The sequence below is a fragment of the Arthrobacter sp. B1I2 genome (genome assembly GCF_030816485.1).
GTDB lineage: Bacteria > Actinomycetota > Actinomycetes > Actinomycetales > Micrococcaceae > Arthrobacter.
This window is the reverse complement of sequence record NZ_JAUSYC010000001.1, coordinates 2,491,805-2,503,360: the sequence shown is the minus strand read 5'-3', so window position 1 is coordinate 2,503,360 and position 11,556 is coordinate 2,491,805. Positions and strand designations below refer to the sequence as shown.

Genomic DNA, 11,556 nt, shown 5'->3' with positions numbered 1-11,556 from the left:
ACCAGGGAAAGCCTGCTCCTGGCCGGTACCCGGCTCTTGGCGGTGCGGGTCCCAGAGGCCGGTCAAAGGAATTGTTACGGTCACAAAGCCATTCCATCATCAGGCACCGACATTCTATGGAGCCGCCGCTCCAGTTCCTCGGCAATTGCATCGATGACGTCAAAATCACTGTCCGTCGGCGCCCAGCGTGCGGCGGTCAGGTCCACCCGCCACCGCCCCTCCCCGGTCCGGAGATAGGACCTGTAGTCACCAACGAGCGGGGTGTCTTCTTCAAGGTAAAGGAGCAGGGCTTCGGCCTCGTGCCCCTCCGGCGCATGGCCGCTGGCTTTCAGGATGCGCCACCAGGGAACGGCCCCACCGTGGTGGCTCATAACGGAACCGACCTGGCGCGGCCCACCCGAACCCAGGAGTTCGGCAACGTCCCCGTATGACACTGCGGACCCTGCCGGCACCAGCCTGACGACGGCCAGGACCGCTTGGACGTACTCATTCCGCATTGATCCAATGTAGCCGCAGTGGCGTTCCGCGGAATTGTCGGTGGGTCCCCTTAGCGTTGAAGCATGAGTTCCTGGAACACCCTCCCCCGTGCAGCCTTCGACCTGGAAACTACCGGCCGCAATTCGCGCGCAGCAAGAATTGTCACGGCATCCATCACCGTGGTGGACCACCAGGGTGAGGTCATCAAGGAGCACGAGTGGCTGGCTGACCCGGGCGTGGAGATTCCCACAGAGGCAAGTGATGTCCACGGCGTCACCACTGAACAGGCAAGGCGGGAAGGCCGCCCCGCCCACGAGGTCACGCGCGAGGTCGCGGCGGCACTCCAGGAGCTCTTCGATTCCGGCACCCCGGTCATCGCTTTCAACGCGAGCTACGATTTTACGGTCCTTGCCGCCGAGTCTGCCCGCTACGGGATTCCGCAGCTGACACGCTTCCCGGTCCTGGACCCCTACATCATGAACAAGCAGGTTGACCGGTACCGTAAGGGCAAGCGGACGCTCACCGCACTGTGTGAGGAGTACGGGGTAATCCTGGACAACGCCCATACTTCCGCGGCGGATGCCCTGGCCACCCTCCGGGTCCTGGATGCGATGGCGGGAAAGTTCCCCAAGCTGGTAATGCCCGCCAGCCAGCTGCACCAGCTGCAGGTGGACTGGGCGGTCAGCCAGGCGGCGGATTTTCAGGGGTACCTCCGAAAGACAAAGCCAGCGGCCGTAATCGAGGGCGACTGGCCGGTACTGCCGCCCCAGGACGCCACGGCAGATGGTTTCTAGGCGCTGCCGCACCGCTCCTGTGGGAGGCATGTCACAGTCATGCTGCTTAACAAAAACCGCGGCCCCCGCGCTCGGATCGTTCGCCGGCGGACGCCACTGCTTACAGCCTGGACCTGCCGGACCGCGAAGGACAGAATTACCTTCGACATAAACGGGAATCAACTCCCCCTTCTTCGAGTAAGGCCCGCCCTTCATCCTAGTGAGACAATAAAGTTTTGCGGTCACCCCTGCCCCGGACAGCTTGACCAGCGCCGGGCAGGTGCCAGGCGCCACAGCGCTGCCTCGCGGCCCGGTCGACTTATGCCTCATATGAAAGTGACAACCTGATGAAAATCAAAGCGATGAAGTGGCTCACTACCGCTCCCGTTGCACTGGCCCTCGCCGTTTCCCTCGCAGCCTGTGGCGGCGGCGGCTCTTCCCAGCCCAGCGGCACCCCCAGCGACGCCCTCGCCGGCAGCGACCAGCAGACGCTGGACAAGTACACCACCGCCGACGTCACCCCGATCGACAAGATCGACAAGACAAAGCTTGGCCTCATCACCGAAGGCACGCTTCGCGTAGGAACACTGTCAGACGCCCCGCCGAATATCTTCGTTGACCCGTCCGGGAAGTTCACTGGCTACGACAACGAGCTCCTGCGTGCGATGGCCGACAAGTTGGGGCTCAAGGTCGAGTTTGCCTCCACCAAGTTCCAGGCTCTTCTCAGCCAGGTCAAGAACAAGCAGTTCGACGTCGGATCCTCCTCGATTTCCACCACGGACGCCCGCCGTGAAACAGTTGCATTCACCAACGGCTACGATTTCGGTTACATGGCCCTGGTGACCAAAGAAGACGCTAAGGCCCAGAAGTTCGCTGACCTGAAGAGCGGCCTGCGCGTTGGCGTCGTCAGCGGCAGTGTGCAGGAAGACTATGTCAAGAACACCCTGAACCTTGAGCCGGTAGCCTTCCCTGACTACAACACTGTCTTCGCCAGCCTGAAGAGTGGCCAAGTGGACGCCTGGGTGTCACCGTCGCAGCAGGCTACCGGCCAGGTCAAGCCCGGTGACGGCACCAAGATCGCCGAGAAGAAGCTCAACACGCAGAACTTCACGGCCTACGCCGTTGCCAAGGATAACCCGGCCCTCCTCGAAGCGCTGAACTCTGCCCTGGACGCCATAATTGCCGATGGCACCTGGTCCAAGCAGACTGCCCAGTGGTACACCGACCGCCCGACCGCTGCCGAGCAGACCCCCGAGGGCTGGAAGCCGGGCAGCAAGGCCGTCAAGCTCCCTGCGAACTAGAAGCCGGCCACCCAGAGAAGATAGCGACGCCATATGGATTTCCTGACACGACTCGGAGAGACCTTCCTTGACTGGAAGCAGATCGCCGGGGTTCTGCCAAGTATGTTTGCGGTGGGCCTGCCCAATACGCTGGTCCTGGCGATCACCTCAGGACTGATCGGGGCTTTTGTCGGCCTGGTCCTGGCCCTCATGGGAATCTCACGGAATCCTGTGGCACGGTGGGCCGCGCGGGTGTACACAGACGTCTTCCGTGGACTCCCAGCGGTCCTCACCATCCTGGTCATCGGCCTTGGATTCGGGCCAATCTATCGCGAAGTCACGGGCAGCAACAGCCCCTACCCGATGGGCATTGCGGCTTTGTCACTCATGGCTGCCGCATACACGGGCGAAATCTTCCGCTCCGGCATTCAGAGCGTAGACAAGGGGCAGCTGGAGGCATCGCGCGCTTTGGGGTTCGGCTACGGACCCTCGATGCGTCTCGTGGTGGTGCCCCAAGGTATCCGCAGGGTGCTTCCAGCCCTCATGAACCAGTTCATTGCCCTGATCAAGGATTCTTCGTTGGTCTTCACCCTGGGCTTGCTGGCCACGGAACGCGAGCTGTTCCAGATCGGGCAGGACGCTGCCGCACGCAGCGGCAACCTGTCCCCATACGTTGCCGCCGCCATTTTCTACCTGGCCATGACCATTCCGCTCACGCATCTGGTCAACTACATCGACCACCGGCTGCGCACCGGCAAGCCGGAGAAGAAGGAACCCGATGAGCTGGCAGCACCTATAGGCAAGGGGGCACAGGTATGACGGAATTCGCTTCCGGAACCCTGACCGGCAAGAACCTGCACCTCTCGTTCGGCCACAATCATGTTCTCCGCGGCATTGACCTGCACGTGGAGAAGGGCACCACAGCGTCGGTGATCGGCCCTTCCGGGTCCGGAAAATCCACCCTGCTGCGGGTCATGAACCGGCTGATCGAACCGGACCAAGGCGACATCCTGCTCGATGGCCGTTCAGTCCTGAAGGACAACCCGGACGAACTCCGGCGCCGGATCGGCATGGTGTTCCAGCAGTTCAACCTGTTCCCGCACAAGACGGTTGAGGAGAACGTTTCGCTGGCGCTGCGGAAGCTGCGCAAGCTCTCCAAGGAGGAAGCGCGCAGTGAGGCGCTGGAGCAGCTGGACCTGGTGGGACTGAAGCACAAGGCGGATTCCCGCCCGGCCAACCTTTCCGGCGGCCAGCAGCAGCGCGTGGCGATTGCCCGTGCACTGGCCATGAAACCGGAAGTCATGTTCTTCGACGAGGCCACCTCAGCCCTGGACCCCGAGCTCGTCAAGGGCGTCCTGGCGCTGATGACGGACCTGGCCAAGGGCGGCATGACCATGGTGGTGGTGACCCACGAGATGGGTTTCTCCCGCAATGTGTCCGACGCCGTGACCTTCATGGACGCCGGGGTGGTGGTGGAGTCCGGGCCCCCGGATCAGCTCTTTACCGAGCCGAAGACTGACCGGCTCAAGGGCTTCCTCTCGGACGTCCTGTAGCCAGCACGCTCGAAGGCATGGGAAAACCCCGGTTGCAGTGCAACCGGGGTTTTCCTGTTCCCGGGGGGAAAGACGGCGGTACTAGCCCTGGGCGGCAGCAGCGGCCTTGGCTGCCGCGGGAAGTGCGTCGTAGATCCGGTTCATGGCGTCGTCGTCGTGGGCGGCCGAGAGGAACCAGGCCTCGAAGACCGATGGCGGGAGGTATACGCCGGACTCCAGCATTGAGTGGAAGAACGGGGCGTAGCGGAACGTCTCCTGTGCTTGGGCGTCGGCATAGTTGTGGACGCCGTGGGCCGAGGTCCCGAAGGCCACCGAGAAGAGGTTCCCGGCGAACTGGATGGAATGGTCCACCCCGGCGGCGTCCAGGGCATTGGAGACCGCGGAGGACAGTTCGAGGGACCGGACGTCGATGAAGGAATAGACGTCCCGCGTGGCGTGCGTCAGGGTGGCCACCCCTGCCGCCATGGCCACCGGGTTCCCGGAGAGCGTTCCGGCCTGGTACACGGGGCCGGTGGGGGCAAGGTAGTCCATGACGTCGGCACGTCCGCCAAGTGCCGCCGTCGGCATGCCGCCGCCGATGACCTTGCCGAAGGTGAGCAGGTCCGGCGTCCACGGCTCGCCGGCGTCCGGCGCACCGCCGGTGAGGCCCCAGTAGCCGGAGTAGCCGGTGCGGAAGCCGGTGAGGACCTCGTCGACGATGAGGAGCGCCCCGTGCTCGCGGGTGATCCGCGAAAGTCCGAAATTGAACCCTTCGGCGGGGGTGACCACGCCCATGTTGGCCGGCGCGGCCTCGGTGATCACTGCCGCGATGTTGGGCCCGTGCGTGGCAAAAGCCTCCTTGACGGCCTGAAGGTCGTTGTAGGGCAGCACCAGGGTTTCGGCGGCCGTGGCTTCAGTGACGCCGGCGGAGCCGGGCAGGGCGAGGGTGGCCACGCCGGAGCCTGCAGCGGCCAGGAGTCCGTCGAGGTGGCCGTGGTAGCAGCCGGCGAACTTGATGATGAGGTTGCGGCCGGTGAACCCGCGGGCCAGCCGGACTGCGGTCATGGTGGCTTCGGTGCCGGTGGAGACCATGCGGAGGCGTTCGACGGCGGATACGCGTTCCTTGACGATTTCGGCCAGGTTGGCTTCGTCAGGCGTGGAGGCGCCGAAGGAGAGGCCGCGGTCGACGGCGGCGTGGACGGCATCCAGCACGGCCGGGTGGGCGTGCCCCAGCAGGGCCGGACCCCAGGAGCAGACCAGGTCCACGTATTCCTTGCCGTCTGCATCGGTCAGGTACGGCCCCTTGGCGGCGACCATGAAGCGAGGCGTCCCGCCCACGGAACCAAAAGCCCGGACCGGCGAATTGACTCCGCCCGGCATCAGCTGGCGGGCGCGGTCGAAGAGTGCCTCGTTGCGAGGATTGCTGGAAGTCATGGTTCCTATTCTCTCAGTTAGCCGGAAACGCAGTTAGCCAGCGCAGTCAGCCGGCGAGCAACTCTGCCACCCGGGGCGCCACCGCCGTGCCCATCAGTTCGATCGAGCGCATCATGGCCGCGTGCGGCAGCGGCCCGTTGCTGTATTTCAGGTCGAAGCGGTCTACGCCCAGGTTCCGCTTCAGCCGCACGATCTTGCGGGCCACCGTTTCCGGTGAACCGACGTACAGGGCACCTTCGTCGGAACACAGGGCATCGAACTCGCCGCGCCCGGCCGGTCCCCACCCCCGCTCGGCGCCCAGCTTGTTGCGCAGCTTCAACCAGTGCGGGTACAGCTCTTCCCGGGCCTGCTCATCGGTTTCGGCCACATGGCCGGGCGAGTGTGTGGCCATCTGCTGCATCGGGTGCCCGTACTTGGCCATCGCTTCCCGGTAAAGGTCGGCCAGGGGCCGGAAGCCGCGGGGCTGGCCCCCGATGATGGCGAAGATGATGGGATAGCCGTACTGGGCGCAGCGAAGCACCGATTCGGGCGTTCCACCCACCCCGATCCACGTGGGCAGCAGGTGGCGTTCCAGGGGCGGATACACGCCCAGGCCATGCAGCGCCGGCCTGGTGCGGCCCTCCCAGTGCACCGGCTTTTGTGCCCGGACCTTGTCGAACAGCTCGAGTTTCTCCTCGAACAGGACCTCATAATCCGCAAGGTCCAGCCCGAACAGGGGGAAGGACTCCACGAACGATCCCCGTCCCAGCATGACTTCGGCCCGGCCGTTGGAGATGGCGTCCACGGTGGAAAAGCGCTGGAAGACCCGGATGGGGTCATCCGAGCTCAGGACCGTCACGGCGGAACCCAGCCGGATGCGGGTGGTACGGGCGGCAGCGGCGGCAAGGAAGACTTCCGGCGCAGACACCGCGTAGTCCTTGCGGTGGTGCTCCCCCACCCCAAAGGCATGGAGCCCGACAGCGTCCGCAAGTTCCGCCTGCTCCAGCAGCTGGCGCAGGGCCTGGGCATGCGGCTGCGGGCTGCCGTCCGGATTCTCGCCGACGTCCCCGAAGGTGTTCAGGCCGAGGAGGATGCGGTCCTCCCCCACCGGCGCGGTGGGCCCAGCGACCTGCCCGTCGGTCACCGGGATTCCTTCAGCCAGCCGGCCAGTTCGGCGGCCCAGTAGGTGAGGACCATGTGGGCGCCGGCGCGGCGGATGCCCAGGACGGATTCGGTGATGGCCGCGCGCCGGTCGATCCAGCCGTTGGCTGCGGCAGCCTCGATCATCGCGTATTCACCCGAGATCTGGTACGCGGAAACCGGCACGGGACTCATCGCGGCAACATCGGCCACGATGTCCAGGTAGCTCATGGCCGGCTTGACCATGATGATGTCCGCACCCTCCGCGAGGTCCAGTTCCACCTCGCGCAGGGCCTCGGTGCGGTTGCCGGCATCCATCTGGTAGGTGCGCCGGTCACCCTTGAGCTGGGAATCCACCGCTTCACGGAACGGCCCGTAAAACGCCGAGGCATACTTCGCGGCGTACGCGATGACGGACGTATTGGCGTGGCCGGCCTCGTCCAGGGCGGAACGGATGGCGGCAATCTGGCCGTCCATCATGCCCGACGGGCCCAGCATGTGGGCGCCGGCCTCCGCCTGCGCCACGGCCATCCTGGCGTAAATTTCCACGGTGCGGTCATTGTCCACGTACCCGTCGCCGTCGAGCACTCCGCAGTGGCCGTGGTCGGTGAATTCGTCCAGGCACACATCGCTCATGATCACCAGGTCATCACCCACTTCCGCGCGGACGTCCCGGATGGCCTTGTTCAGCACACCCTCCGGATCGAGGGACGCCGTGCCCTCGGCGTCGCGGGTTTCGGGGATGCCGAACAGCATGATGCCGCCCAGTCCGAGCTCAACAGCCTCCGCCGCGGCCCGCTTCAGCGTGTCGGTGGTGTGCTGGACCACGCCCGGCATGGACGTGATGGGATTGGGTTCGGTGAGCCCCTCCCGGATGAAAACAGGAAGGATGAGTTCCGCGGGCGCAAGGCGGGTTTCGGCGGTCAGCCGGCGCATGGCGGGAGTGGTGCGCAGGCGGCGGGGGCGTTGGTTGGGGAAAGTCATGGTCATGTCCCTTCGCGATTTTTTCTTGAAGCTTTGTATGGAGCGGGGCGTCATGCCGGCCGGTCAGGGCGGGCTGAGGGACTTCACGACGGCTGCCACCAGCCCGTCGGGTGTGGGCTCAGCCGCCACCGCGGCCACGTCCAGGCCCAGGGCAGCAGCCTGGTCCGCCGTCGAACGGCCGATCGCCACGAGCCTGCAGGCGCCCAGCGGACCGAGTGCGGAGATCCGGCGCACGGCACTCGGCGAGGCGGCGATCACGGCCGCTATGCGCCCTCCGGCGATGTCCGCGGCGGCGGTTTCCGGCGTCAGGAGGGAGTACGACGCCGGTTGCGGCCCGGCGCCGCCGTCCTCCGCCTGCACGGCGAGCCTGCGCTCCGCTGCCGCCGGGTAGTCAACGGTGCGGTAGGCAGTAACGGCGGTAACGACGCCGCCTGCGGCCGCAAGGCCCTGCGCCAGCGTGCCGGCAGCGATGTCTGCCTGCGGCAGCAGGATCCTCCCGCCTCCGGGCCATACCGTGAGCAGGCCGGCCGCCGACTGCTCGCCGGACGGCATCAGGGCGACGTCCAGGCCGCCCGCTTCCAGCAGGCTGCGGGTGGCGGGACCGATGGCCGCGATCCGTGTACCGGAGGGGACCAACTGGCCCAGGCCAAGGCCACGCTCGGCGGCCTTCTCCATCAGGACGTGCACGGTCGTGGCACTGCTGACCACCAGCCAGTCGAAGGCACCCGCTGCCAGGGCATCGCAGGCGACGTCGACCGCATGCTGGTCCGGGGCCCGCTCGAAGTCGATAAGCGGCAGCAGCACAGGCGTGGCTCCCGCTTCTTCCAGCGCCTCCACCAGGGCGCCGGAACGTTCCGGCCTGCGCGTCACCAGGACCCGGGTTCCGGCGAGCGGCCGGTCACCGGGCGGCTGGCTGCCGGGTGGCGTGTGCGGTCCGGACTCGCGGGAGGGCTGCGTCATCGCCAGGTCAGGACGCCTGCAGGTCTGCGATGTCCGCGGCTCCGGCAGCAAGGAGGGCTTCTGCCAGTTCGATGCCCAACAGGGTGGCTCCGACTTCCGTCAGCCCGTCCGTGGCGCGCTTGTCCCGGACCGTGGCGGTGCCATCGACGGCGCACACCACGGCTTCGAGGTGCAGCATGCTGCCTTTCCGGTACGCGTAGGCGCCCACGGGGGCTGCACAACCTGCTTCGAGCCGCGCCAACAGGGCGCGCTCTGCTGTGACGGCGAGGCGCGTGTCCGGGTCGTCCAGGGCGGCGAGGGCCTGGGCCAGGACCTCCCGGGAACCTTCGGCCGATCCGGGTTTCGGCGGCGCGTCGGCCGTACGGCACTCGATGGCCAGTGATCCCTGGCCGGCCGCGGGCAGCATTACGTCCGTTTCGAGGTATTCGCTGACGGCATCCAGCCTGCCGATGCGCTCAAGGCCGGCGGCAGCGAGCACCACTGCGTCCAGGTCACAGGACTTTCCGGGCACCACCTGGTCCGTTGAGTTGCCGGGCAAACCGGGGACGCGGCCGAGGCGGGTGTCCACGTTGCCGCGGATATCGATGATGTCCAGGTCGGTGCGGGCCGCCCGCAACTGGGCCGCCCGCCGCGGCGAGCCGGTGCCGACGCGGGCTCCGGCAGGCAGGTCGGCCAGCTTCAGCCCATCGCGGGCGCACAGGACGTCACGGACATCCACCCGACGCGGCGTGGCGGCAAGGCTCAGGCCTACCGCTGCACCGGTGGGCAGGTCCTTGAGTGAATGGACGGCTACGTCGCACTCACTGCGCAGCAGCGCGTCGCGCAGGGCTGCGACAAAGACGCCCGTGCCGCCCATCTGGGAGAGCGACCCGGTGAGGACGTCGCCATCCGTGCGGATGTGCACCAGCTCCACCGGGAAACCCCCGACGGCGGCCAGCTGGTCCGCGGTCTGCTGGGTCTGGGTGAGCGCGAGCTTGCTGGCGCGGGTTCCAATCCGGACAGTCACAGCTGCGCCGTTTCCCCGGCAGTGCTGGAGGGATACGGGTCATGGCCGGTGCCAACGGTGGTGTCGGCCCCTGAAATCGTGGGCTTTTCGGCGCGGAAGTTGGCGCAGCATCCTGGGCGGCAGACGTCATACCAGGGACCAAGATCCGAGAGGGCGGGACGGTTGCCGATGTTGTTGGCCACCGTGCGCTCACAGATGAGGTCCACCAGGCCGCTGACGAACGAGCGGTGCGTGCCTGGAGTGGGAACACGCGTTGCCGCCAGGCCAAGGTTGGCGCAGGTCTCCAGGGCCTCGGTGTCCAGGTCCCAGACAACTTCCATGTGGTCGCTGACAAAGCCAAGGGGAACGATGACGATGCCCTTGACACCCTGGCCGGCGAGCTCTTCGATGGCGTCATTGATGTCCGGCTCCAGCCACGGCACATGGGGGGCGCCGGAACGGGACTGGTACACCAGGGTCCACGGCGCGGTCAGGCCGGATTCTGCCTTAACCCGGTCGATGACCGCTGCTGCGTTGGCGAGGTGCTGGGCCACGTAGGCCGAGCCTTCCTCGAACTCGCGCGGCTCCCCCTCGGACCGGCCCGCAGCCTCAGCGTCCCGCGTGGGGATGGAGTGCGTGGCGAACAGGATGTGGACGGGGGCGTCCGGGCTGCCGGCTTCGGCAAGCTTGGCACGGACGTCGGCCAGGCCGGCAGCGGTTCCTTCCACGAACGGTTCCACGAAACCGGGGTGGTCGAAGTACTGGCGGACCTTGTCCACTTCCAGCCGGCCGTCCAGGCCGGTCTCCGTCAGAGCCATGCCGATGTCCTCGCGGTACTGGCGGCAGCTGGAGTAGCAGGAGTAGGCACTCGTGGTGAGCATCAGCACCCGGCGGTGGCCGGCGTCGTACGCTTCCTGCAGGGTTTCGGGGATGTAGGGCGCCCAGTTGCGGTTGCCCCACAGCACGGGCAGGTCAATCCCGCGGGCAGCCAGTTCAGCTTCCAGCGCGGCCTTAAGCTCGCGGTTCTGCTGGTTGATGGGGCTGATGCCGCCGTTGGCGCGGTAATGGTGCGAGACCTCCTCAAGCCGCTCGTCCGGGATTCCCCGGCCCCGGGTGACGTTGCGGAGGAACGGGATGACGTCCTCCTGGCCCTCGGGGCCGCCGAAGGAGGCGAGCAGGACGGCGTCGTAATTCTTGGGAGCCATGCGTCCGGCCTCGGTGACCGGGTTGACGGAAGTGACAAGTGTCGGGTCCATCGGGTTCATGCGAGCACCTCTGCTACTTCATCGGCGGAGATCCGGCGTCCGGTGTAGAACGGGACCTCCTCACGGACATGGTTGCGCGCCTCCGTTGCGCGCAGGTGGCGCATCAGGTCCACAAGGTCAACGAGTTCGGGGGCCTCCAGGCCGAGGATCCATTCCCAGTCGCCCAGCGCGAACGATGACACGGTGTTGGAGATGACCTGGGGGAAATCCCGGCCAAGCAACCCGTGGTCGCGGAGCATCTTGCCGCGCTCGGCTTCCGGCAGGATGTACCACTCGTAAGAGCGCACGAACGGGTAGACGCACAGCCACTCGGCCGGCGCGACGCCGCGCGAGTAGGCGGGCGTGTGGTTCTTGGCGAACTCTGCCTCTCGGTGGACGCCCATGGCGGACCACACGATCTCGGTGCCGGCGAACAGGGTGCTGCGGCGGATGTCGCGGATGGCCTGCTGCAGCGCCTCCGGCTTGGGGCCATGGAGCCACACCATGACGTCGGCGTCGGCCCGCATGGCCGAGACGTCGTAGCTGCCGCGGTGCGTCACGCCGGCCTCGGCGAGCCGCTCCAGCAGCGCTTCGAAGTCGGCAGCAGCATTCGCACTGCGGACCACTGACTCCGACCGCTTGAATACCGTCCAGAGGGTAAAGAACTGCTCGGCTGATTCTTCGGTTTTAGTGACAGATTCGGCAGAAGTGTGGCTCATGGTTACAAGTTTGCCCCTTCGCTGCCCCCAAGGCGAAACCGAAAAGTTC

At 66.4% G+C, this 11,556-nt stretch carries 12 protein-coding genes; 4 read left to right on the top strand and 8 right to left on the bottom strand.

The genetic code is table 11. The features are described 5' to 3' along the window. Positions 1-80 precede the first annotated feature (80 nt). A complete protein-coding gene (locus QFZ57_RS11750) occupies positions 81-497 on the bottom strand; it encodes an MGMT family protein (RefSeq protein WP_306630604.1) in 417 nt (138 codons plus the stop codon). A 63-nt stretch (positions 498-560) separates the two neighbouring features. On the opposite strand from QFZ57_RS11750, the gene QFZ57_RS11745 reads away from it, so the two are divergent. The 4 genes from QFZ57_RS11745 to QFZ57_RS11730 all read left to right on the top strand — a co-directional run bounded on the left by QFZ57_RS11745 (position 561) and on the right by QFZ57_RS11730 (position 4,083). Next, positions 561-1,271, top strand: coding sequence for a 3'-5' exonuclease (locus QFZ57_RS11745; RefSeq protein ID WP_306630603.1), 711 nt, complete (start codon positions 561-563; stop codon positions 1,269-1,271). A 326-nt stretch (positions 1,272-1,597) separates the two neighbouring features. After that, positions 1,598-2,551, top strand: coding sequence for an ABC transporter substrate-binding protein (locus QFZ57_RS11740; RefSeq protein ID WP_306900362.1), 954 nt, complete (start codon positions 1,598-1,600; stop codon positions 2,549-2,551). A 33-nt stretch (positions 2,552-2,584) separates the two neighbouring features. Then, a complete protein-coding gene (locus tag QFZ57_RS11735) occupies positions 2,585-3,349 on the top strand; it encodes an amino acid ABC transporter permease (RefSeq protein WP_306900360.1) in 765 nt (254 codons plus the stop codon). Beyond that, on the top strand, positions 3,346-4,083 hold the full coding sequence (locus QFZ57_RS11730) for an amino acid ABC transporter ATP-binding protein (RefSeq protein WP_306900358.1): 738 nt from the start codon (positions 3,346-3,348) through the stop codon (positions 4,081-4,083). Before QFZ57_RS11735 ends, QFZ57_RS11730 begins: the two co-directional genes overlap by 4 nt. Positions 4,084-4,164: 81 nt before the next feature. On the opposite strand, the gene hemL is transcribed toward QFZ57_RS11730, so the two are convergent. From hemL to hemQ, 7 genes are all read right to left on the bottom strand, one after another. After that, positions 4,165-5,496 (bottom strand): glutamate-1-semialdehyde 2,1-aminomutase, encoded by a 1,332-nt coding sequence (gene hemL / locus QFZ57_RS11725; RefSeq protein ID WP_306900357.1) that lies wholly within the window; start codon positions 5,494-5,496, stop codon positions 4,165-4,167. 46 nt (positions 5,497-5,542) lie between these two features. Further along, positions 5,543-6,619 (bottom strand): LLM class flavin-dependent oxidoreductase, encoded by a 1,077-nt coding sequence (locus tag QFZ57_RS11720; protein WP_306900356.1) that lies wholly within the window; start codon positions 6,617-6,619, stop codon positions 5,543-5,545. Next, a complete protein-coding gene (hemB, locus tag QFZ57_RS11715; protein ID WP_306900354.1) occupies positions 6,616-7,599 on the bottom strand; it encodes a porphobilinogen synthase in 984 nt (327 codons plus the stop codon). The genes QFZ57_RS11720 and hemB overlap by 4 nt, the downstream gene beginning before the upstream one ends. A gap of 63 nt (positions 7,600-7,662) precedes the next feature. Then, entirely contained in the window at positions 7,663-8,559 is an 897-nt protein-coding gene (locus QFZ57_RS11710) for a uroporphyrinogen-III synthase (RefSeq protein WP_306900352.1), read from the bottom strand. Positions 8,560-8,566: 7 nt separating this feature from the next. After that, complete coding sequence (gene hemC / locus QFZ57_RS11705) at positions 8,567-9,565, bottom strand: hydroxymethylbilane synthase (RefSeq protein ID WP_306900351.1); 999 nt, start codon at positions 9,563-9,565, stop codon at positions 8,567-8,569. Beyond that, positions 9,562-10,809 carry a ferrochelatase gene (locus QFZ57_RS11700; protein WP_306900349.1) on the bottom strand — a complete coding sequence of 416 codons (1,248 nt, stop codon included), beginning with the start codon at positions 10,807-10,809 and terminating at the stop codon, positions 9,562-9,564. Before QFZ57_RS11700 ends, hemC begins: the two co-directional genes overlap by 4 nt. Next, complete coding sequence (hemQ, locus tag QFZ57_RS11695) at positions 10,806-11,507, bottom strand: hydrogen peroxide-dependent heme synthase (RefSeq protein WP_306630593.1); 702 nt, start codon at positions 11,505-11,507, stop codon at positions 10,806-10,808. Before hemQ ends, QFZ57_RS11700 begins: the two co-directional genes overlap by 4 nt. Between the last annotated feature and the right edge of the window lie 49 nt (positions 11,508-11,556).